Annotated in this window: 24 protein-coding genes and 1 tRNA gene; 15 read left to right on the top strand and 10 right to left on the bottom strand. The window is 62.4% G+C overall.

Annotated features, from left to right (window positions below):
• Position 1: 1 nt before the first annotated feature.
• The 3 genes from RQH62_RS16710 to RQH62_RS16700 are packed head-to-tail and all read right to left on the bottom strand — an operon-like array spanning position 2 to position 2,490.
• Positions 2-337 carry a 2Fe-2S iron-sulfur cluster-binding protein gene (locus RQH62_RS16710; protein WP_311269865.1) on the bottom strand — a complete coding sequence of 112 codons (336 nt, stop codon included), beginning with the start codon at positions 335-337 and terminating at the stop codon, positions 2-4.
• Positions 338-358: 21 nt separating this feature from the next.
• Positions 359-1,447, bottom strand: coding sequence for a cysteine desulfurase family protein (locus RQH62_RS16705; RefSeq protein WP_311269864.1), 1,089 nt, complete (start codon positions 1,445-1,447; stop codon positions 359-361).
• Entirely contained in the window at positions 1,444-2,490 is a 1,047-nt protein-coding gene (locus RQH62_RS16700) for an aminotransferase class V-fold PLP-dependent enzyme (protein WP_311269863.1), read from the bottom strand. Before RQH62_RS16700 ends, RQH62_RS16705 begins: the two co-directional genes overlap by 4 nt.
• 143 nt (positions 2,491-2,633) lie before the next feature.
• On the opposite strand from RQH62_RS16700, the gene RQH62_RS16695 reads away from it, so the two are divergent.
• Both RQH62_RS16695 and RQH62_RS16690 read left to right on the top strand, forming a co-directional pair.
• Positions 2,634-3,290, top strand: coding sequence for an alpha/beta hydrolase (locus RQH62_RS16695; RefSeq protein ID WP_155186460.1), 657 nt, complete (start codon positions 2,634-2,636; stop codon positions 3,288-3,290).
• Positions 3,291-3,534: 244 nt separating this feature from the next.
• Positions 3,535-4,665 carry an HPP family protein gene (locus RQH62_RS16690; protein ID WP_311269862.1) on the top strand — a complete coding sequence of 377 codons (1,131 nt, stop codon included), beginning with the start codon at positions 3,535-3,537 and terminating at the stop codon, positions 4,663-4,665.
• Here the strand turns inward: RQH62_RS16690 and RQH62_RS16685 are convergent.
• Positions 4,619-4,810, bottom strand: coding sequence for a hypothetical protein (locus RQH62_RS16685; RefSeq protein ID WP_311269861.1), 192 nt, complete (start codon positions 4,808-4,810; stop codon positions 4,619-4,621). The two genes, RQH62_RS16690 and RQH62_RS16685, sit on opposite strands and share 47 nt — an antisense overlap.
• Before the next feature lie 119 nt (positions 4,811-4,929).
• Here RQH62_RS16685 and rpiB point away from each other — a divergent pair, with 119 nt between their 5' ends.
• The 4 genes from rpiB to RQH62_RS16665 all read left to right on the top strand — a co-directional run bounded on the left by rpiB (position 4,930) and on the right by RQH62_RS16665 (position 8,453).
• Complete coding sequence (gene rpiB, locus RQH62_RS16680) at positions 4,930-5,367, top strand: ribose 5-phosphate isomerase B (RefSeq protein WP_311269860.1); 438 nt, start codon at positions 4,930-4,932, stop codon at positions 5,365-5,367.
• Between the two features lie 11 nt (positions 5,368-5,378).
• Positions 5,379-6,677 carry a serine hydroxymethyltransferase gene (glyA, locus tag RQH62_RS16675; protein WP_311269859.1) on the top strand — a complete coding sequence of 433 codons (1,299 nt, stop codon included), beginning with the start codon at positions 5,379-5,381 and terminating at the stop codon, positions 6,675-6,677.
• Positions 6,678-6,767: 90 nt separating this feature from the next.
• On the top strand, positions 6,768-7,229 hold the full coding sequence (gene nrdR / locus RQH62_RS16670; protein WP_311269858.1) for a transcriptional regulator NrdR: 462 nt from the start codon (positions 6,768-6,770) through the stop codon (positions 7,227-7,229).
• 129 nt (positions 7,230-7,358) lie between these two features.
• Positions 7,359-8,453, top strand: coding sequence for a TrmJ/YjtD family RNA methyltransferase (locus RQH62_RS16665; protein WP_311269857.1), 1,095 nt, complete (start codon positions 7,359-7,361; stop codon positions 8,451-8,453).
• An 84-nt stretch (positions 8,454-8,537) separates the two neighbouring features.
• On the opposite strand, the gene RQH62_RS16660 is transcribed toward RQH62_RS16665, so the two are convergent.
• Entirely contained in the window at positions 8,538-8,834 is a 297-nt protein-coding gene (locus RQH62_RS16660; RefSeq protein ID WP_311269856.1) for a chorismate mutase, read from the bottom strand.
• Positions 8,835-9,067: 233 nt separating this feature from the next.
• Here RQH62_RS16660 and rpsD point away from each other — a divergent pair, with 233 nt between their 5' ends.
• A complete protein-coding gene (rpsD, locus tag RQH62_RS16655) occupies positions 9,068-9,682 on the top strand; it encodes a 30S ribosomal protein S4 (RefSeq protein WP_311269855.1) in 615 nt (204 codons plus the stop codon).
• Positions 9,683-9,792: 110 nt separating this feature from the next.
• On the opposite strand, the gene RQH62_RS16650 is transcribed toward rpsD, so the two are convergent.
• The gene (locus tag RQH62_RS16650; RefSeq protein WP_311269854.1) at positions 9,793-11,763 is read right to left on the bottom strand and encodes an alpha/beta fold hydrolase; all 1,971 of its coding nucleotides are present in this window, start codon (positions 11,761-11,763) and stop codon (positions 9,793-9,795) included.
• A gap of 134 nt (positions 11,764-11,897) precedes the next feature.
• On the opposite strand from RQH62_RS16650, the gene RQH62_RS16645 reads away from it, so the two are divergent.
• Positions 11,898-13,559, top strand: coding sequence for a M28 family metallopeptidase (locus RQH62_RS16645; RefSeq protein WP_311269853.1), 1,662 nt, complete (start codon positions 11,898-11,900; stop codon positions 13,557-13,559).
• Positions 13,560-13,733: 174 nt separating this feature from the next.
• Positions 13,734-14,879 carry an acyltransferase family protein gene (locus RQH62_RS16640; RefSeq protein WP_311269852.1) on the top strand — a complete coding sequence of 382 codons (1,146 nt, stop codon included), beginning with the start codon at positions 13,734-13,736 and terminating at the stop codon, positions 14,877-14,879.
• 189 nt (positions 14,880-15,068) lie between these two features.
• On the opposite strand, the gene RQH62_RS16635 is transcribed toward RQH62_RS16640, so the two are convergent.
• The gene (locus RQH62_RS16635; RefSeq protein ID WP_311269851.1) at positions 15,069-15,521 is read right to left on the bottom strand and encodes a DUF6265 family protein; all 453 of its coding nucleotides are present in this window, start codon (positions 15,519-15,521) and stop codon (positions 15,069-15,071) included.
• Between the two features lie 101 nt (positions 15,522-15,622).
• Between RQH62_RS16635 and RQH62_RS16630 the strand changes: the two genes are divergently transcribed.
• From RQH62_RS16630 to RQH62_RS16605, 6 genes are all read left to right on the top strand, one after another.
• The gene (locus tag RQH62_RS16630; RefSeq protein ID WP_311269850.1) at positions 15,623-16,609 is read left to right on the top strand and encodes an agmatine deiminase family protein; all 987 of its coding nucleotides are present in this window, start codon (positions 15,623-15,625) and stop codon (positions 16,607-16,609) included.
• Between the two features lies 1 nt (position 16,610).
• On the top strand, positions 16,611-16,964 hold the full coding sequence (locus RQH62_RS16625) for a DUF3147 family protein (RefSeq protein ID WP_311269849.1): 354 nt from the start codon (positions 16,611-16,613) through the stop codon (positions 16,962-16,964).
• A gap of 13 nt (positions 16,965-16,977) precedes the next feature.
• Positions 16,978-17,826 (top strand): N-carbamoylputrescine amidase, encoded by an 849-nt coding sequence (gene aguB, locus RQH62_RS16620; RefSeq protein ID WP_311269848.1) that lies wholly within the window; start codon positions 16,978-16,980, stop codon positions 17,824-17,826.
• Positions 17,827-17,832: 6 nt separating this feature from the next.
• Positions 17,833-18,087, top strand: a complete 255-nt coding sequence (locus RQH62_RS16615; protein ID WP_311269847.1) for a hypothetical protein — start codon at positions 17,833-17,835, stop codon at positions 18,085-18,087.
• Between the two features lie 119 nt (positions 18,088-18,206).
• Positions 18,207-18,704, top strand: coding sequence for a 2-amino-4-hydroxy-6-hydroxymethyldihydropteridine diphosphokinase (gene folK / locus RQH62_RS16610; RefSeq protein WP_311269846.1), 498 nt, complete (start codon positions 18,207-18,209; stop codon positions 18,702-18,704).
• A gap of 42 nt (positions 18,705-18,746) precedes the next feature.
• Positions 18,747-18,822, top strand: a tRNA-Lys gene (locus tag RQH62_RS16605).
• 124 nt (positions 18,823-18,946) lie between these two features.
• On the opposite strand, the gene RQH62_RS16600 is transcribed toward RQH62_RS16605, so the two are convergent.
• The 3 genes from RQH62_RS16600 to RQH62_RS16590 all read right to left on the bottom strand — a co-directional run.
• Positions 18,947-19,123, bottom strand: coding sequence for a hypothetical protein (locus RQH62_RS16600; protein ID WP_311269845.1), 177 nt, complete (start codon positions 19,121-19,123; stop codon positions 18,947-18,949).
• Between the two features lie 13 nt (positions 19,124-19,136).
• Positions 19,137-19,283, bottom strand: a complete 147-nt coding sequence (locus RQH62_RS16595; RefSeq protein WP_311269844.1) for a hypothetical protein — start codon at positions 19,281-19,283, stop codon at positions 19,137-19,139.
• A partial coding sequence (locus RQH62_RS16590) for a hypothetical protein (RefSeq protein WP_311269843.1) occupies positions 19,280-19,507 on the bottom strand: 228 nt, incomplete at its 5' end. The genes RQH62_RS16590 and RQH62_RS16595, both read right to left, overlap by 4 nt.

The raw sequence follows: 19,507 nt of genomic DNA, 5'->3' as shown, positions 1-19,507 counted from the left end.
GTCACATGCCCTGCATATTGTTGAATTCGCCCGGCATGCGGACGGTCAGCTGGTCCAGCTTGCCGTCCAGAACGATCTGGCAGGCCAGCCGGCTGGTGCGGGTGGCGGCGGCGGCGAGGTCGAGCATATCTTCCTCATCTTCGCTGGCGCGCGGCAGTTTCGCGAAATCATCGGCATCGACGATGACATGACAGGTGGAGCAGGCCATCTGCCCTTCGCAGGTGCCCTCCAGCGGCTGGCCGGCGCCCTGCGCTATGTCCAGCAGCACCGACCCGGCGGGTGCGTCCACATCCTGCCGTCGCTCGCCGTCGGCGCTGATGAAGGTGACCCTGGTCATGTTCTGCGTGCGCTCCCTTTGTCACGGCGCCGCTTGTACGGCTGCCGCGTCCTGCAATGCTTCTGCTGCCCTCTCCAACTCCTGCGGCGTGGTGTAGCGGCCAAAGCCGATCCGCACCGATCCGCGCGCCTGCGTATCTGTCAGCCCCAGTGCGCGCAGCACATGGCTAGGCCGCCCGGACCCGCTTGCGCAAGCGCTACCGAGCGAAAAAGCGACATTGCGGCAATGGGACAACAGTCGTGCCCCGTCGATTCCCTCGCGCCGCAGGTTGAGATTGCCGGGATAGCGGCGACTGGCTGAACCATTCAGCGTCCAGTCGGCAAACAGGGTGCGGGCTAGCAGACCAAGGCTTTCGACATGGGCGCGATCCGCCTCCGCCCGCTCCTGCATCAGCCGCGCAGCCACGCCGAACCCGGCGCAAAGCGCGGGCGACAGCGTGCCGGAGCGCAAGCCCCCTTCCTGCCCGCCGCCGTGGATCAGCGGTGCGGGGCGCACCCCTTCGCGCAGCCAGAGCGCGCCGATCCCCTTGGGTCCATGGATCTTGTGCGCGCTGATCGCCACCATGTCGCAAGTCGCCGGGATCGGCACCCGGCCATAGCCCTGCACCGCGTCGCACAGCAGCAACGCGCCTGCCGCATGCGCCAATTCCGCCAGTGCGGAGACAGGCTGAATCACGCCAATCTCGTTATTCACCAGCATTGCGACAACGAGTGAGACACCTGGAACGATCGCCTGCACAGCCGCCGCCATGTCGACCAGCCCGTCCGACCCGACCGGCAGGACCGTCACGTCGCGCCCGGTGCGGCCCATCGCTTCCGCCGTATCCAGCACCGCGGCATGTTCGGTCGCGATGGTGACGACGCCACCCGACGGCGCGCCCTGAATCGCGATGTTCAGCGCCTCGGTCGCGCCGGAGGTGAAGAGCAGCTTGCCGCCCGGCGGCAGCAACGGCGCGATGGCGTCGCGGGCGACCTCTACCTGCGCGGCGGCGGCGCGGCCCAGTCGGTGCGCGCTGTGCGGATTGGCGAACTGGTCGCGCAGCAACGGCACCATCGCGTCAAACGCTTCGGGCGCAAGTGGCGTCGTCGCCTGATAATCCAGATATATCATGATCTTGCCTTCTGCGACATGGCTGTCCATGTCGCAATAAAGCTGTCCAACTCGCTGTCGCAAGTCTGCGGACCGAAGCTGACGCGGACGACTTCGGCGGCCTCGCCGTCCCCCCAGCCCATCGCCCCGAGCACATGGCTGGTCTTGAGCGACCCGGAGGAGCAGGCGCTGCCCGCCGATACCGAAATCCCCTTCATATCGAACTGGATCAGTTGCGCACGCGCCGACAGGCCGGGCATGCGGTAACTGGCGATGGTGGGCAGGCGCGGCGCATCGCGCGCCACGATGATGCCGCCCGCCGCCTCGATCGCCGCATCCAGCCGCGCGCGCATGTCGGCGGCGCGGGGGAGCCAGTCCTCCCGCGCCTCCAGCGCCGCCGCCATGGCGAGGATCGCAGGCAGGTTTTCGGTCCCGGCGCGATAGCCCTGCTCCTGTCCGCCGCTCGGCTCGATCAGGGCCAGGTCGCGGAGCAGCAGCGCGCCGATGCCCGGCGGCCCGCCGAATTTATGCGCGCTGATCGCGATCATGTCCGCATCCGGCAGCGCCAGCTTGCCGGCGCTCTGGGCGCAATCGGCAAACAGGATGGCGCCTTTGCGGTCGATTCCATCGAGCGGCTGGATCACGCCCGTCTCATTATTGACGTGCTGGATGGCCAGCACAACGTCATCCCAGCGAAGGCTGGGATGACGAGGAGGTTGGACGATTCCCTTCCCATCCACCGCCAGCCGTTGCGCACCCTTCGTCACGCGCAGCACGGCGTCATGCTCCACAGGCGAAGTGACCACCTGCCCCGCCTTCGCGCGGGTCAGGCCGATGCCGATCGCCTCGCTCGCGCCGGAGGTGAAGATGACATGCCCGTCCCACCTCAGCGCGGCGGCCATTCGCCTGCGCGCATCCTCCAGCGCGGCGCGAGCGGCGCGGCCGTCGGCATGGGGGCTGGACGGGTTGGCCCAACTGGCCATCGCCTCCACCATCGCCGCCTGCGCGGCGGGCAGCATCGGCGTGGTAGCGGCATGATCGAGATAAATACGTGTAGCGGCCAAGCGGCATTACTCATTGATTGCGGAAATGGCGGCGGCATCTATATAGGCGGTTTGCCGCGCTGCGCCAGCGTGAAGCCGTCGCCTGCGCGCACCGATCCCCATCCCGCCACCCTGACAGGTGGCCCAGAACCATAACAGGTGCCATGCCCGACGTCATTTTCCCCGGACCCGAAGGCCGCCTCGAAGGCCGCTTCAGCCCCCCGCCCCGCCCGCGCGCGCCGGTCGCCATGATCCTGCACCCGCATCCGCAGGGCGGCGGCACGATGAACGACCGCATCACCCAGGCGCTGTACAAGACCTTCGTGAAACGCGGCTTTGCCGTTCTCCGCTTCAACTTCCGGGGCGTCGGCCGCAGCCAGGGCACGTTCGACAATGGCATCGGTGAACTGAGCGACGCCGCAGCCGCGCTCGACTGGGTGCAGAGCTTCCATCCCGAAGCACAGACGACCTGGATCGCCGGTTTCTCCTTCGGCGCGTGGATCGGCATGCAGTTGCTGATGCGCCGCCCGGAAATTCGCGGCTTCATCTCGGTTGCGCCGCCCGCCAACATGTACGACTTCTCCTTCCTCGCGCCCTGCCCCTCGTCGGGTATCATCGTGCAGGGGACGTCGGACGAAGTGGTGACGGCCAGCGCCGTGCAGAAGCTGGTGGACAAGCTGCGCACGCAGAAGGGCATCACCATCCATCATGACGAAATTCGTGGCGCGAACCATTTCTTCGAGCATGAACTCGACCAGTTGATGAAGTCGGTCGACAATTATCTCGACATGCGCCTGTCGCCGGATTCGCCGATCCGCTGATCGCCTGCATCAGGACAAACGAAAAAGGCCGCCCCGAAAGGCGGCCTTTTTCATGCCGGGAGAGGATGGAACCCGGCGGGTGGGGACTGGGTTTTGCCGGGTTCCATAGACAAGAACGACAGCCGCCCTTCGCCCTTGATTAGACGTTGGTCGAAGCTGTCGATTTTTCCGGCCAACGCCCTCTTTACCCCGCCCGATATTTTCCCGCTTGGCGCATCCGCCGGACAGGCCTAGCCGCGCCGTCATGTCCGACGCGCCCCAAAAACGCCTGATCTGGAGCCGCTATTACAGCGCCTTCATCCCAGCCGGCCCGGCCGGCCCCAGCCTTTTCGACCGGCTGAAGGCGGCCAGCGGCGCCATTGGCGGGATCGCCATCACCGGCCTGCTCTGCGGCCTGATGCTGGGCAATGGCTTGGCGCATCCGCTGCTGGTCGCACCGATGGGCGCGTCCGCCGTGCTGCTCTTCGCCGTGCCCGCCAGCCCGCTGGCCCAACCCTGGCCGGTGCTGGGCGGCAATGTCATTTCCGCGCTGGTCGGCATTTTCGTGGCAAAGGCCGTGCCCGCCCCCACCATCGCGGCCGCGCTGGCGGTGGGCGCGGCGATCGCTATCATGTCGCTGCTACGCTGCCTTCATCCGCCCGGCGGCGCGGTCGCCCTGTCCGCCGCGCTGGGCGTGAAGGGGGTGGCGAGCAGTTATATGTTCGCACTGGTGCCGGTCGGGGTGAATACGCTGCTGCTGCTGGTCGTCGCGATCCTCTTCCACCGGATCGCCGGCCATAATTATCCCCATGTCGCACCGAAAGCGCCAGCCCGCCACGGCACCGCCGATCCTGCGCCGCTGCTGCGCGCCGGTCCCAGCGATCAGGACGTCGCCGATGCGCTGAAGGGCTATGGCGACACGCTCGACGTGGATCAGGCGGACCTGCGCCAGTTGCTGGCCGACGCCGAACTGCGCGCCGCGGAACGGCTCCACGGCAGCGTTCCCTGCGCGGAAATCATGTCGCGCGACGTCATCCATGTGTCCGCCGGCCAACCCATGGTGCAGGTGCGCACGCTGATGCAGGAGCGCGGGCTGTTGTCATTGCCGGTGCTGGACGATGCCGGTCGGGTGCAGGGGATCATCGGCGCGCTGGATCTGGGCAAGGACGGGGATAGCGCCGGCGACATCGCCCGTCGCCCGCTGCTGGTCCATCCCGACACGCCCATCGCCCGGCTGATCGCCCCCCTGAGCAGCGGCGCCCGCCGCGCGGCGATCGTGGTCGATGCCGATCATCGCTTGCAAGGGCTGGTGACGCAGACCGACCTGCTCGCGTCACTGGCGCTGCGGGCTAGCGCGGCTCCAGCACCGGCAGGTCCGGCCCCGGAATCGCACTGATCGCCACATTGCCGAACATGACGAGGCCCGCCACGATCATCAGCGCCCCCCGTTTGCGGTCGCCCTTCTTCGCGATCGCGTAAATACCACCGCCCGTGAGCAACACGCCCGCAAGCATCAATATGGATAAAATCGTGCCAGCCATGGGAGATGCCATAAGCGGCAAGCTGGACGGTGGCAATTGCCTGCCGCTCCCCCTATGAGGCGCGCAGAAACGAATCACCCCTCGGTGCAGGCCCCCTTCCGGGAAGGAACACGTCTCACATGAAAATCGCCATCGCTTCCGACCATGCCGCCGTCGATCTGAAGGCGGAACTCGCCCAATGGCTGCGCGATGAAGGGCATGACGTAGACGATCTTGGTCCGGCGACTGCCGACCGCGTCGATTATCCCGATTTTGGTTACAAACTCGCGACGGCCGTGGCGTCGGGCGCAGCGGAGCGCGGCATCGCGATCTGCGGGTCGGGCATCGGCATTTCGATCGCGGTCAACCGCCACCCCGCCTGCCGCTGCGCCCTGGTAGGTGAGCCGCTGTCCGCCGCCCTTTCGCGCGAACATAATGACGCCAACGTCCTGGCCATGGGCGCCCGCCTGACCGGCGTGGACATGGCCAAGGCCTGCGTCACCGCTTTCCTCACCACCGATTTCGGCGGTGGCCGCCATGCCGGCCGCGTCGAGAAGCTCTCCCAGCCCGCGCTCTGAAAGGATCTTCGATGAGCACCGACACCCTTTCCCCCATCCGTCAGGCCGGCTTCTTCAGCGAAGACCTCGCCAGTGCCGACCCCGAAATCTTCGGCGCGATCGGCAATGAACTGAAGCGCCAGCAGGACAAGATCGAACTGATCGCGTCCGAAAACATCGTGTCGAAGGCCGTGCTGGAAGCCGCCGGTTCGATCTTCACGAATAAATATGCCGAAGGCTATCCGGGCAAGCGCTATTATGGCGGCTGCGAATATGCCGACGTGGTGGAAACGCTGGCGATCGAACGCGCCAAGCAGCTGTTCGGCGCGCAGTTCGCCAACGTCCAGCCCAATAGCGGCAGCCAGATGAACCAGGCCGTGTTCCTGGCGCTGCTCCAGCCGGGCGACGTCTTCATGGGCCTCGACCTGTCGTCGGGCGGCCACCTGACCCACGGGTCGCCGGTCAACATGTCGGGCAAGTGGTTCAAGCCGGTGGCCTATGGCGTCCGTGAAGACGACCACACCATCGACATGGACGAAGTCGCCCGCATCGCGCGCGAAAACAAGCCCAAGCTGATCATCTGCGGTGGCACGGCCTATTCGCGCGTGTGGGACTTCAAACGGTTCCGCGAAATCGCCGACGAAGTGGGCGCGTACCTGCTGGCCGACATGTCGCATTTCTCCGGCCTCGTCGCCGGCGGCGCGCACCCTTCGCCGGTGCCTTACGCCCATGTCACCACCACCACGACCCACAAGTCGCTGCGCGGTCCGCGTTCGGGCATCATCCTCAGCAATGACGAGGCGATCGCCAAGAATCTGAACAGCGCGATCTTCCCCGGCCTTCAGGGCGGCCCGCTGATGCACATCATCGCGGCCAAGGCTGTGGCTTTCAAGGAAGCGCTGACGCCTGAGTTCAAGGCTTACGCGCATCAGGTCGTCGCCAACGCCCGCGCGCTGGCCGAAACGCTGGCCGATGCCGGCCTGTCGATCGTATCGGGCGGCACCGACAATCACCTGCTGCTGGTCGACCTGCGCCCCAAGAACACCACCGGCAAGGCAGCGGAAAAGGCGCTGGATCGGGCCTACATCACCTGCAACAAGAACAACGTGCCCTTCGACACGGCCAGCCCTTTCGTGACGTCCGGTGTTCGCCTCGGCACCCCGGCCGGCACCACCCGCGGCTTCCGCGAGGAAGAATTCCGCGAAATCGGCCGCCTGATCGCGCAAGTGGTCGAAGGCCTGAACCGCAATGGCGACGAAGGCGACGGCCAGGTCGAGCAGCATGTCCGTGAAAAGGTGCTGGCCCTGACCGCGCGCTTCCCGATCTATTAAAGACTATCAAAGCCCCTCCCTTTCGGGTTTGATTAAGGCAGTGCCTCTATCGAACCTGATCGGGAGGGGCTTTTATTTGCGGAGACATTGATGCGCTGCCCTTTCTGCGCCCATGAAGACAGCCAGGTGAAGGACAGCCGGCCGACGGAAGATGGCAATGCCATCCGCCGCCGCCGCCAGTGCGAAGCGTGCGGCGCACGCTTCACCACCTTCGAACGCATCCAGTTGCGCGATATCTGGGTGGTGAAGAGCGAAGGCCGCAAGGAAGCGTTCGAGCGCGACAAGCTGGCCCGCTCCATCGGCATAGCCTGCCGAAAGCGCCCGATCGACCCCAGCCGTCTGGAAAAGCTGATCTCCGGCATCCAGCGCCAGCTGGAAACGAGCGGCGACAGCGAAGTCCCCGCCCGCGCGATCGGCGAAATGGTGATGGAGGGGCTGAAGCGCCTCGACAGCGTCGCCTATATCCGCTTCGCCAGCGTGTATAAGGACTTCACCGACGCCAAGGATTTCGAGGAATTCGCCAGTACGGTAAAGGAAGTCGGGCGGGAATAGCAGCTCCAATTCCCCCCGTTCGGTTAGAGCGAAGTCGAGAACCCAACGAAACGGCAATGTTTGAGAAAGCGCCTAACTGGCCTAACTCAAAATCCGTTCAGTTCGAGCCTGTCGAGAACCACGCGCACCATGAGTTTCTGGATCTACATCCTTCGCTGCTCCGACGGCACATATTATACCGGGCATACGGACGATCTGGAGCGGCGCATCGCCCAACATCAGATGGGCGAACTGCCGGGATATACGCATGATCGCCGTCCGGTGGAATTAGTGTTCAGCGAGACTTTCACGGATCGGATCGATGCTCTGGAACGGGAGCGACAGGTAAAAGATTGGTCGCGCAAGAAGAAAGAGGCGCTGATCCGGGGCGACTGGAACGCAGTCTCTGACGCTGCCCGTTCTCGACCACGGGTCTCGACTACGCTCGACCCTGGCTCGAACCGAACGGGAAGGCTAGAGGCTCAGCCCCTACTCAGGACGAACGGTGATAATGTGATAGAAGAAAATTCCTCCCTCCCCCCCGTCATCGTTCTGGTTCGCCCGCAACTGGGCGAGAATATCGGGAAGGCCGCACGGGCCATGCTCAATTTCGGGTTGACCGAAATGCGGCTGGTCACCCCGCGCGACGGCTGGCCCAATCCCGATGCCGGTCCGGCGGCGGCGGGCGCGGACTTCATTCTCGACAAGGCCCAGGTCTATGAGACGCTGGCCGATGCGGTTGCGGATTGCGCCCATGTCTATGCCACCACGGTGCGCAAGCGCGGCGTGACCAAGCCGGTCGTGACGCCGGAGGAAGCCGCCCGCGAAATCCATACGGCGCAGGGTCGCGCCGCCTATGTCTTCGGGCCTGAACGATCCGGGTTGGAGACGGAGGATGTCGCGGTCGCGCGCAAGATCCTCACCGTGCCGATCAACCCGGAATTCGGATCGCTCAATCTCGCGCAGGCGGTGATCCTGTGCGCCTATGAATGGTCGAAGAACGCCAGCCTCGCGCAGCCGACCGTCACGGATCTTGGCGAACCCGCACCGCAGGTCGAACTGGAAGGCATGATCGACCAGCTCAACACGCTGCTGGAAAAGGTCGGCTATTTCTTCCCGCCCGACCGTGCGCCCGCGACCAAGCTGACGCTGCGTAACCTGCTGACCAAGCCGGGCTGGAACCATCTGGAAGTGCGAACGCTGCGCGGCGTGCTGTCGCATTTGAACAGGCCGCGGGAACGCTGAACGCCTCTCTTCCCGTTCGGTTCGAGCCTGTCGAGAACCTTCACGCAAGGGTTCTCGACAGGCTCGAACCGAACGGAGATCGCTTTATCCCCGCGTCCGATCATATTCCGCCATTTCATAAGTGATCGACGCTTCGACCAGTTGTTCCCACAAGTCGGCGATCACGTCCGCCGGCGCGCCGACCCGCCGGGCCTCTGCCACCGCTTGCTCAATCACCTGCTGCTTGCGCGCCTCATCCCGCACCGCGCTGCGGTCAGGCTTGATCCGAGCGGCGGCGCGCATATGGGCGAAGCGCTGACCGAGCAGCGCGACAAGCTGGCGATCCAGTTCGTCCACGCCTGCGCGCACCTCTGTCATGCTGGTATAGCTGTCTGGGTTCATGCGCGCCGGATTTAAGCGTCGGATGCGCCCCTGTCGAGGGTTGACATAAGCCCCTCTTCTGGTCATAGGCGCGCCTTCGCAATTGGCTCCGCATCCCGGTGAAGCGGTGGCCCTGCCCCTGAAACATGGACGTAGGCGATACCGGGAGCAACATTCATCCTCCCCGAAAAGCGGGAACCGGTTTTCGGATCAGGAGGATGAACAAACGTCGTAAGCAATTCAAAGGAAGTATCATGACGAAGCGCACCAGCGCCAAGTACAAGCTCGACCGTCGCATGGGCGAGAACATTTGGGGCCGTCCCAAGTCGCCGGTCAACAAGCGCGAATATGGCCCCGGTCAGCACGGCCAGCGCCGCAAGGGCAAGATGTCGGACTACGGCATCCAGTTGCGCGCCAAGCAGAAGCTGAAGGGTTACTACGGCGACATCACCGAAAAGCAGTTCAAGAAGAACTATTTCGAAGCCAGCCGCATGAAGGGCGACACCGGCCAGAACCTGATCGGTCTGCTGGAACGCCGCCTGGACGCCGTCGTGTACCGCGCCAAGTTCGCGCCGACCATCTTCTCGGCCCGTCAGATCGTTTCGCACGGCCACATCTATGTGAACGGCGTGAAGTGCAACATTGCCTCGCGTCTGGTGAAGCCGGGCGACGAAATCACCCTGGGCAAGAAGGCGCAGGAAATGGCGCTGGTTCTGGAAGCACAGAGCCTGCCCGAGCGTGACATCCCCGACTATGTGTCGCCCGATGGCGCCACCAAGGTCACCTATGTCCGCGTGCCGACGCTGGACGAAGTGCCCTACCCGGTGAAGATGGAACCGAATCTGGTCGTCGAATTCTATTCGCGCTAATCGGTTTACCGAGCAGAGTTACAAAGAAGGGCGGCCCCGCAAGGAGCCGCCCTTCTTCTTTGGGCAATGGCCGCGAAAAGAGGGGGAAGCCACAACCTCCCCGTCCCTGTCTATTTCCCCAGAGTCGACAGGAAGTCCGCGCTCTGCTGCAACATGTCGGCCCGCGCATCGCTGTCGTTCAGATTATGGGTCAGGCCGTCATAGACGACCAGCCGGCTGCGCTTGCCCGCCCCTTGCAGCTTACCCTGCATGATCTTCGCCTGGCTGATATCGACATTATTGTCGTCCGTGCCATGGAACATCAGCACCGGCGCGCGAAAGGCGGACGCATGGTTGACGGGCGACGCCTGAACCGTGTCACTGCCTACACGTTGCTGTTCCACCAGGAAATTGCTGCTCCAGCGCGTACGACGCATCCAGTCGCCGATATCGGTAAGCGGAGCAATCGCCACGACGGCCTTGAACAGGTTGGGATCGATCGCCTGCACCTGCAAGGCCGCATACCCGCCATAGGACCAGCCGACGATCGTGAGCTTCGCGGGATCGGCAATGCCCTGCTCCACCAGCCAGCGTCCTGCATCGGCAATGTCCCCGATGGCCGTGCGCCAGGCGTGGAACGCATTGCGCATCATCCATTGTTCGCCAAAACCGGTGGAGCCGCGAAATTGCGGCTGGATGACGGCAAAACCGCGCGCCGCATAATATTGCGCCATCCAGTCGAAACCCCATTCGTCGCGGGATTCCGGACCGCCATGGGGCATGACGATGGCTGACAGCCCCTTTGCACTTTCCTTGCCCGACGGCAGGGTCAGATAGGCGGGGATGCTGGTACCGTCCGCCGCTTTGTAGCTGATCGACTGCATGGTCGCGAGCGCATGGCCAGCGAGTTCGGGTCGATCCGGCATCACAGGTGATAATTTCCGCGCAGTCCTGTCGAACAGATAATATTGGCCGGGATCGACGTCGCTGCCTGCCCAGACCAGCACCCGCTGGCCATCGCTGCTCATGTCGCCGATATGCACTGCCTTGCCGCCGAGTGCCTTACCTAGCGACTTGATCAGAGCAGCCACCTGTTCGTCGAAATAGACGGCCTGACGATGATCGGTAACGAAGCTGGCGCCGACAACGCGCTGATCACGACCAACGCGGATCAGGCCAGTGACATCCACCTGCGGATGGGCGAACAGCAGTTTCTTTTCCAGACTTGGGTCGAGCGCCACCGTGACCAGCGCGTCGCGGCCGTCCGTCTTCTCATAACCATAAGCCAGATTTTTGGCCGCATCGACCGCGACGGGGTAGAAACCGCTATTCTCCTGCACATGATAGACGGACAGGTCGCTCCATCCATTCTTGCCCTGTGGTCGATAGAGGAATTTATAATCGCCGCTGGCGTACCCCGTGCCCTTGAGATCCTGCAAGCCCATGATGCGCACCGTGCCGTGACCATCGGACACATAGTCAATCGCCTGCGACTGCGGCGTTTCGATCCGCTTGGCCGCACCGCTGCGCGTGTCGATGCGATCTACACCCAGCCCCTCCAGCCGCTTTTCGATCAGACTGCCGACCTTGGCTTCGGGCACATAGGAACGGGTCATGAGAATGGCGCCATCCTCACCCGGCAGCAGATCGACAATCTCGCCACCGCGTAAATCGAAGGACAGTGCATTTTGTCCGCGCCGCTGGCTCAACAATTTGATGTTACCGCCCGCCGCATCGACCCCGAACACATTGCTGAAGCCATAGACATCGTCGCCGTAGCGCTGCGCTCCGGAAATCTGGCAGGCAAGCCGGTCCGCCGACACCCAGTCGCACCGACTGAGATATTCCGGTTTTCCAGTGGACGATGCGACGACCTTGGGTTCTGCGTCTTCCTTCGCCTCCAGAACATAGGTTTGGGTGGCTCGCCCCGCCCCGGCCGCGACCAGCGCGATCTTTTGTCCGTCGGGTGACAGGCTGGCGGAAATCACCGTCTCCCGCGCGCCAAATGCCTTTGCAAGCGCGTCGGGCTGCCCCTGCGCCAGCGCGCCATGCGCCACACCCGTCGCCAGCAGAGCCAGCGCGGCCTTGATGATAATCGTCATCCCTCTGAAATCCCCCCCAAAACCCCGTGAATTCCTGTGGCTATGTCAAGCAGAAGGCAAAGGCAACGGCCTTGCTTGCCCTTGCCGGCGCGCAGTGGCATCACCCGCACATTCGTAAAATAAAGGGTAATACCATGCGCACTTCCATCGCGGCGATCGCCGCCATTCTTGCCCTGACAGGCTGCTCGACCGAGGGCACCGACAAGCCGGCCGCCACCACCGGCCAGCCGTCGATCGACACGATGAAGCGGTTGGTTGAAGAACTGTCCTCTGACGCCTTTGAAGGGCGTGCCCCCGGTTCGGCCGGTGAGGAAAAGACGCTGGCGCTGCTGGTGGCCGAGTTCGAGAAGCTGGGCCTGAAGCCCGGCAACAAGGGCAGCTGGTTCCAGGACGTGCCGCTGGTGGAAATCACCGCGAAAAATGTGTCGCCGCTGACCTTCACTGGCGGCAAGGCCGATGTCAGCGCCGCTTATGGCGCGGAGATGGTCGCGGGCACCTATCGCACCACGCAACAGCATATCGCGGTCAAGGACAGCCCGGTCGTCTTCGTCGGCTATGGCATCAACGCGCCTGAAAAGGGCTGGAACGACTATGCCGGGCTGGATGTGAAGGGCAAGACCGTCATCATCCTGGTCAATGATCCCGATTATGAGACGCAGGGGCTGACCGGCCCGTTCAACGGCCGCGCCATGACCTATTATGGCCGCTGGACCTACAAGTTCGAAGAAGCCGCGCGACAGGGTGCCGCCGCCGCGATCATCGTGCATGACACGGTGCCCGCCGCCTATGGCTGGAACGTCGTGCAGTCGAGCTGGACCGGCGCGCAGCATGTCGCCGACAGCGCCAATGGCAATGCCGACCAGAGCGCCGCCATCGGCTGGATCCAGAAGGACAAGGCCGCCGCCCTGTTCGCCAGCGCGGGACTGGACCTGACCGCCCAGATGGCTGCCGCCAAGAAGCCCGGCTTCAAGGCCGTGCCGCTGGCTGGGGTGAAGGCCAATCTGTCCTTCGACAATGACCTGCGCAAACATAGCTCAAAGAATGTCGTCGCCCTGCTGCCCGGCAAGACCCGGCCGGACGAATATGTGCTCTACAGCGCACATTGGGACCATCTGGGCCATTGCGAGGCGGCGCCGGACGGCGACGATATCTGCAACGGCGCGGTCGACAATGCCACCGGCACGGCTGCACTGGTCGCGCTGGCCCAGGCCAATGTGAAGGCCGGACCGACCGACCGCAGCCAGGTGTTCCTGGCAGTGACGGGCGAGGAATCGGGCCTGCTGGGTTCGGCCTATTATGGCAAGAACCCGGTCTTCCCCTTCGCCAAGACGGTGGGCGGCGTGAACATGGATGCGCTCAGCGTCGCGGGCCTCGCCAAGAATGTCGTCGTCATCGGCAAGGGCAAGTCGCAGCTCGACGCCTATCTCGACCGTGCGCTCAAGGCGCAGGACCGGGTCGCCACCACCGAACCGACCCCGGAAAAGGGCTATTATTACCGTTCCGACCATTTCAGCTTCGCCAAATATGGCCTGCCGATGCTCTATTTCGAAGGTGGCGAGGATCTGGTGAAGGGCGGCACCAAGGCGGGCATGGCCGCCGCAGAGGATTATACCAAGAACCGCTATCACGGCCCCAAGGATGAATATGATCCCAATTGGGACTGGACCGGCGTCGCCGCCGACCTGAAGCTCTATTACACCGTCGGCCGCGAACTGGCGACCACCACCGACTGGCCCAATTGGGTGGACGGCGACGAATTCCGCGCCATCCGCGACAAGGATCGGGCTGGGAAATAAGCTCCCCTTTCGGATCGTCAGCACCTGCACGAGAATAGGAATATATCCAGACAAAATATTTATACAATATTGCACATTTTAGTAACATTGCATTCTTTTGATATTTGCAAACATGACACTTCCAACGCTCATGCCATTTTGATAAATCCCATAATAATACATATGGAGCGTGTAATGGGGCAACGCATATATTTTTTGGACACTGCGCGCGCAGTTTCGATTTTACTTGGCCTCCCATTGCACGCATCCTATGCTTATTCTTCCGGCGAACCCTGGCTGATAAAATCACATGCCACGTTCGACATATTTTATGTCGTGAGCCAGTTCATTCACGGCTTTCGAATGCATGCATTCTTTCTGATTGCTGGATATTTCTCCGCATTGACTCTCTGCAGAAATGATAGCCGATGGCTGAGCAAAAGAATGGAGCGACTGGCGATACCGTTGATCGCCACGCTTTTTACGTTCAACATTGCCCAATTTCTCATTGTAAAAATGCTCAACCCAGGCGCAATTGACAGAGCCAATGAAGCGGGCAAGATCGGATCCGTCTGGTCTGCGCATATGTGGTTCCTGATTGCGATGATCTTTTACACGATTATGCTATACATTCTTCCAAAGACAGTATGGCATGACAGAAGCAGATATTACGCCAAGATTATGATAGCGCATCCATTATCGTCGCTGATCATATGCATCACGGCTATCATTTTCTGGACTTTGGGCACAAAATTTGCCCTCTCTCTTCCACCTTTTAAAATTTTCTCCGCAACGACCATGGGCATATTCCCGCTATTCAAGATAGCTTCCTACCTGCCATTCTTCACGTTCGGCGTCCTTTGCTATACATATAACGAATTGTTCGAGCGGATAACGAGATGGAACAATCTCGCCATTGGATTTAGCGTCATCGCAGTCCTACTGCACGCCCTATTGCCGTCTGGAACTGAACCTATTCTTACCGTACTTCGTATCATCCTGGCAATATTTTCTGGAATTGGCGGATCGTACTTAACCCTCGCCTTATCCAGGCGATTTCTCAATATCAAAAACGAGACAGTGTCATCTATCGTCAATGCCTCGTTCAGCATCTACCTGTTCCATCATCCCTTCATTGTAATCGGCACTGCACTCCTATCCATTATAATGGTGCCCGTCGGAATCGGCTTTCCCGCGCTGATCCTCTTCGCCCTTAGCGCAGCATGGGGGCTTCATCTGATCATCAGAAATTCACGCCTGCTTCTTTGGCTATTCAATGGAAGCGCAGAGAAGTCGTGGCGACCAACGCATATTGCGCCATCTTCCACAACATCATCATAGGTTGAGTACGAAGAGCGATCCCGCGCGAAAACCCAGAACTCGACATCCGGGGGCACAGCGGCCCCGGCCGCTGCGACGCTGGAGTATTTTGAAGTCATCTGGAACAGATGACGGCTCGCAAAATACAGAAAGCAAACAACTTTCAGGGCATGTCGCGGTTCAATCCAATCGCATCACGCCACTAATGACTCATTGCCCTGCGGGGCTGTAGGTCCAGTTCTGCGCGCCGCTGCCGTCCATCTTCGACGTTTCCGCCATCAGCAATCGCCCTTCGCGCCAATAGCGGATGCGTTGCGGATAATCATGATCGGGATTGGTGAAAGTGACGTCGCGCACACCCTGCTCGACGGCGGGGAAGATGGTCGCCGGGCCACCGTCCGGCGCGGCGTGGAGAGCAAGCGATCCGTCCGCCCCCCGCACGATCCGCATCACTTCCCAGCCGCGCAGGCTTTCCCCGCGCCCGGTCCGGCCGACGCCGATCATCGTGCCGCCGCGCGGCAGGGTCCAGACCTCCTCGCTCCACCGATCGCCGGCATTTTGCAGCCATTCGCCGGTCAGCCAGTCCGGCAGTTCGCCCGCGCGAGCCTGCGCCGACAGGGAAAGCAGCAGGGTCGCCGCGATGATCGAAATGTGTTTCCGCATGGCTTTCGCCCTCTGTCCAGACCCGGTCGGGCACGCTATGGAGCGCGCATCATTTCCCGCACTTTACGGACCGGCTTTCCCGCCGGGCAAGGATAAAAGCCATGACGTTTCGCATGCCCGCCGAATGGGCGCCGCACGACTGGACCTGGATCGGCTTTCCGACAAACCCCGCCGAATGGCCCGACGCGTTCGAGGAAGCCCGGCAACAGATCGCCGCTTTCGCCAGCGCGCTCCATGCCGATGGCAAGGGCGAAGACGTCCGTCTGGTCGTCGCCAATGATGGCGATGCGGATGCCGCGCGCGCACTGATTGCGCCCGGCGTATCGGTCATCGTCCACAAATTGGGCGACGTCTGGCTGCGTGATACCGCGCCGATCGCCGTGCTGAACGGCGCAGGCGGCAAGGCACTCGTCGATTTCGGCTTCAACGGCTGGGGCGGCAAATATCAGATGCCCGGCGACGAGGATATCGGCGCGCGGCTCGCCGCGACCACAGACCTGCCCGTTTCGACCCAGAATTGGGTGTTCGAGGGCGGTGCGATCGACACCGACGGTACCGGCCTGTTCGTGACGACCGAACAATGCCTGCTGAACCCCAACCGCAACCCGGACCTGGATCGCGGCAAGATCGAAACGCTGCTGGCAGGCGCGCTGGGCCTGTCGGACATGCTGTGGCTGGGCGACGGCCTGCTGAACGACCATACCGACGGCCATGTCGACAATCTCGCCCGTTTCGTCGCGCCGGGCAAGCTGGCGCTGCCGATCGCCACGACGCCGGATGATCCCAACGCCGCCCTCTATGCCGACGCCCGCGACCGCGCGAAGGCCCATGGCGTGGAAGTGGTCGATATCCCCTCCCCCGGTCTGGTGCTGGGGGATGGCGAGGCGATCCCGGCCAGCTACATGAATTTCTATGTCGGCAACGCCGCCGTCATCGTGCCCATCTATGGCCAGCCTAACGATCAGGCCGCGCTCGACGCCTTCCGCCCCTTCTTCCCCGGCCGGGATATTGTGGGCCTGCGCAGCGACGCCATATTGTCCGGCGGCGGCAGCTTCCATTGCTGTAGCCAGCAGATGCCCTCCATCTGAGATGAGCGCGATGCTCGCTCTGCGCGCTCTGCTTTCGGGACTCCTTGTCGCCATCATATCGGTGGTGTCCCGGCGCTATCCGGGGCTGGGCGCGTTGATCGCATCGCTCCCCCTCATTTCGGTACTGGGCATGATCTGGCTGTGGAACGACAAGCCTGATGTGGAAAATATGGCACGTCATGCGGAGGCGACATTCTATTATGTCATCCCTTCGCTGCCGATGTTCCTGCTGATCCCCATGCTGTTGCGGCGCGGCCTCCCCTTCATCCCGGCCCTGATCGCGGGTTGCGTGCTGACGATCCTGCTCTATCTCGTCACCGTCGCCATTGCCGCCCGCATCGGCATTCGCCTCTAGGAAGCGCAAAATCATGACCAAAGTCACCGTCGCCGCCCTGCAACTCGCCTTCTCGGACGACATGAACGCGAACATCGCGCTGGTCGCCGATCATGTGCGCCAGGCCGCCGCGCGCGGCGCGAAGATCATCCTGCCACCCGAACTGTTCGAAGGCCCCTATTTCTGCCGGGTCGAGGATGAGGCCCTCTTCGCCAACGCCCAGCCGACCGACGAGCATCCCGCCGTGCAGGAAATGCGCAAGCTGGCCAAGGAACTGGGCGTCTATATCCCGACCAGCTTTTTCGAACGGGATGGCCATCATCATTACAACTCGCTCGCCATGATCGATGATGAGGGCGAGATCATGGGCGTCTATCGCAAAAGCCATATTCCCGACGGGCCGGGCTATGAGGAAAAATATTATTTCCGCCCCGGCAATAGCGGCTTCAAGGTGTGGAAGACCAAGTACGGCACCATCGGCGTCGGCATATGCTGGGACCAATGGTATCCCGAAACCGCGCGCTGCATGGCGCTGATGGGCGCGGAAATGCTCTTCTACCCGACCGCCATCGGCTCCGAACCCTATGATACGGAACTGGATACCAGCCGTATGTGGCGCCGCGCGATGATCGGCCATGCCGTCAGCAACTGTATGCCGGTGATCGCCGCCAATCGCATCGGCGACGAAGAAGGCCAGCTCTTCTACGGCCACAGCTTCATCACCGACGAATGGGGTGATTTCGCCGCCGAGGCCGACGCCAAGGATCATGGCGCGCTGGTCGCGACGCTGGACCTGGCCAAGGCCCGCACCCATCGCGCTGGCATGGGCTTCTTCCGCGATCGCCGGCCTGAACTTTATGGCCGCATCGCGCAGGATATTTGATTCGAAATGACTGAACCGACCGAAGACACCGCCATCGACACGCCGGAAGAGGTTGCAGCCGAACAGCCGGGCGACCTCGGCCGGCCGCAGAAGCGCCTGCTCAAGCGGCTCTACAATGCCCGCACCGTCCCGGTGATGGTGAATGATCGCCCCTTCCTCACCTATCGGGAGGCGATGCGCTACTTGCTGTCGCTGAACGAAGAAGCCCGCGAATCCGCCTATGCCCAGATGAAGGCGCATGTCCGGGACAAGGTCCGCTAAGCGCGTGCCCCTATCCCATCATCCGTTCGTTTCGAGCGCAGTCGAGCAACCACGCCTTGCGCTGGCCGCTTCTCGACTGCGTTCGAAGCGAACGGACTAAAATTCCGGGTTGCTGGATAATGGCGGGCTCTGATCCCCACCTCTACGCACTGGCGCTGGGATCAAACCGCCCTCTATCCGCCCGCCTGACGCCCGCGCGGCTGTTGCAGGCCGCCACCGCGCTGATCGGCGAACAGGCCCGCGTCCTGCGCATCTCGCCCACTCTCTCCACCCCACCACTCGGCCCATCGGCCCGTCGCTTCGCCAATGGCGCGCTGCTGGTCGAGAGCGTGCTCTCGCCACCCGCCATGCTGGCCTTTCTCCAGACCATAGAAAATCGCCTCGGCCGCCGCCGCTATCGCCGTTGGGGCGCGCGCAGCGTCGATATCGACATCATCCTCTGGTCGGGCGGCCGCTGGGCCAGCCGCACGCTCACCATCCCCCATGCTGCCTGGCGCGGGCGCAGCTTCGTGCTGACCCCGCTGCTCGCCGTCACCCCCGACTGGCGCGACCCGCGCACCGGCCTTTCCGTCCGCCATTTGCACGCACGCCTACAAAAAGCCGCACGCCAAGGTTGACCATCCGGCTCGCCGCCTTTAGGGCGACCTCCACCGCTTCGGGGGTCCATAGCTCAGTCGGTAGAGCAACTGACTTTTAATCAGTAGGTCGCTGGTTCGAGCCCAGCTGGACTCACCATTCGAGCCCTTGTTATATAAGGGTTTTTCATAGGCAAGCGGGTCGCGTTTCTACAAACGTTTCGACACACATTTCTACAAATTCGGCCTGGTCGCGTGCTGTTCCGCGTGATTCTGCGCCCCATTCACCCACCGTCCCCATCATCGGCCAGGCCGCGGATGGCGTCCGAAAGTTCGTCCAGAACCTGCAAATAGTGGCTGCATCGAGTGCGTTCGTTTCTGGACAGTCTGTGGTTTCTGGCCCGGCGCGCATATTTCTCGCGAAGTTCAGCCGCCTTCCTTGCCTCATCGCTCACCTTCATAGGCCGGTTTCCTTCAGTCATCCCAATGACCCCTTGCGCCATCCACAACCATGCCAAACGCGATAAACGGCGCGGCGATGACATAGGCGAGGGTGGCAAGGGCAAACATCGGCACAAAGAAAATGGCGATGCTCAGCCTATGCAGGAAGCGCCCGCTCATTGCCCCGCGCCCTCGCCCACAATCTGGCGCTGAATGTCAGCTTTCATCTGCAATAAATCCTGCTGATATTTGAACCCGGTTTCGGTGAAATTCTGACCCAGCAGCCTTGTCGCCTCAGCAAGATCATCCTCAACATGGGATAGCTTGGTAAGCAGCGCCATCTTATCGGCGGGGACATCGCGGCTGGCCGCAAAAGCCTTCATGTCGACCAATGCCGGGCGCTG

It is taken from the genome of Sphingobium sp. WCS2017Hpa-17 (assembly GCF_031843765.1).
Taxonomy (GTDB): Bacteria; Pseudomonadota; Alphaproteobacteria; order Sphingomonadales; family Sphingomonadaceae; genus Sphingobium.
The sequence above is the reverse complement of the archived record's forward strand: the minus strand, read 5'-3'. Positions and strand labels throughout refer to the sequence as shown.

Excerpts from the sequence above, each read along its gene's own strand:
- RQH62_RS16710 (WP_311269865.1), bottom strand. The coding sequence starts at position 337 with ATGACCAGGGTCACCTTCATCAGCGCCGACGGCGAGCGACGGCAGGAT.
- RQH62_RS16705 (WP_311269864.1), bottom strand. The coding sequence starts at position 1,447 with ATGATATATCTGGATTATCAGGCGACGACGCCACTTGCGCCCGAAGCG.
- RQH62_RS16695 (WP_155186460.1), top strand. The coding sequence starts at position 2,634 with ATGCCCGACGTCATTTTCCCCGGACCCGAAGGCCGCCTCGAAGGCCGC.
- RQH62_RS16690 (WP_311269862.1), top strand. The coding sequence starts at position 3,535 with ATGTCCGACGCGCCCCAAAAACGCCTGATCTGGAGCCGCTATTACAGC.
- RQH62_RS16685 (WP_311269861.1), bottom strand. The coding sequence starts at position 4,810 with ATGGCTGGCACGATTTTATCCATATTGATGCTTGCGGGCGTGTTGCTC.
- rpiB (WP_311269860.1), top strand. The coding sequence starts at position 4,930 with ATGAAAATCGCCATCGCTTCCGACCATGCCGCCGTCGATCTGAAGGCG.
- glyA (WP_311269859.1), top strand. The coding sequence starts at position 5,379 with ATGAGCACCGACACCCTTTCCCCCATCCGTCAGGCCGGCTTCTTCAGC.
- nrdR (WP_311269858.1), top strand. The coding sequence starts at position 6,768 with ATGCGCTGCCCTTTCTGCGCCCATGAAGACAGCCAGGTGAAGGACAGC.
- RQH62_RS16665 (WP_311269857.1), top strand. The coding sequence starts at position 7,359 with ATGAGTTTCTGGATCTACATCCTTCGCTGCTCCGACGGCACATATTAT.
- RQH62_RS16660 (WP_311269856.1), bottom strand. The coding sequence starts at position 8,834 with ATGAACCCAGACAGCTATACCAGCATGACAGAGGTGCGCGCAGGCGTG.
- rpsD (WP_311269855.1), top strand. The coding sequence starts at position 9,068 with ATGACGAAGCGCACCAGCGCCAAGTACAAGCTCGACCGTCGCATGGGC.
- RQH62_RS16650 (WP_311269854.1), bottom strand. The coding sequence starts at position 11,763 with ATGACGATTATCATCAAGGCCGCGCTGGCTCTGCTGGCGACGGGTGTG.
- RQH62_RS16645 (WP_311269853.1), top strand. The coding sequence starts at position 11,898 with ATGCGCACTTCCATCGCGGCGATCGCCGCCATTCTTGCCCTGACAGGC.
- RQH62_RS16640 (WP_311269852.1), top strand. The coding sequence starts at position 13,734 with ATGGGGCAACGCATATATTTTTTGGACACTGCGCGCGCAGTTTCGATT.
- RQH62_RS16635 (WP_311269851.1), bottom strand. The coding sequence starts at position 15,521 with ATGCGGAAACACATTTCGATCATCGCGGCGACCCTGCTGCTTTCCCTG.
- RQH62_RS16630 (WP_311269850.1), top strand. The coding sequence starts at position 15,623 with ATGACGTTTCGCATGCCCGCCGAATGGGCGCCGCACGACTGGACCTGG.
- RQH62_RS16625 (WP_311269849.1), top strand. The coding sequence starts at position 16,611 with ATGAGCGCGATGCTCGCTCTGCGCGCTCTGCTTTCGGGACTCCTTGTC.
- aguB (WP_311269848.1), top strand. The coding sequence starts at position 16,978 with ATGACCAAAGTCACCGTCGCCGCCCTGCAACTCGCCTTCTCGGACGAC.
- RQH62_RS16615 (WP_311269847.1), top strand. The coding sequence starts at position 17,833 with ATGACTGAACCGACCGAAGACACCGCCATCGACACGCCGGAAGAGGTT.
- folK (WP_311269846.1), top strand. The coding sequence starts at position 18,207 with ATGGCGGGCTCTGATCCCCACCTCTACGCACTGGCGCTGGGATCAAAC.
- RQH62_RS16600 (WP_311269845.1), bottom strand. The coding sequence starts at position 19,123 with ATGAAGGTGAGCGATGAGGCAAGGAAGGCGGCTGAACTTCGCGAGAAA.
- RQH62_RS16595 (WP_311269844.1), bottom strand. The coding sequence starts at position 19,283 with ATGAGCGGGCGCTTCCTGCATAGGCTGAGCATCGCCATTTTCTTTGTG.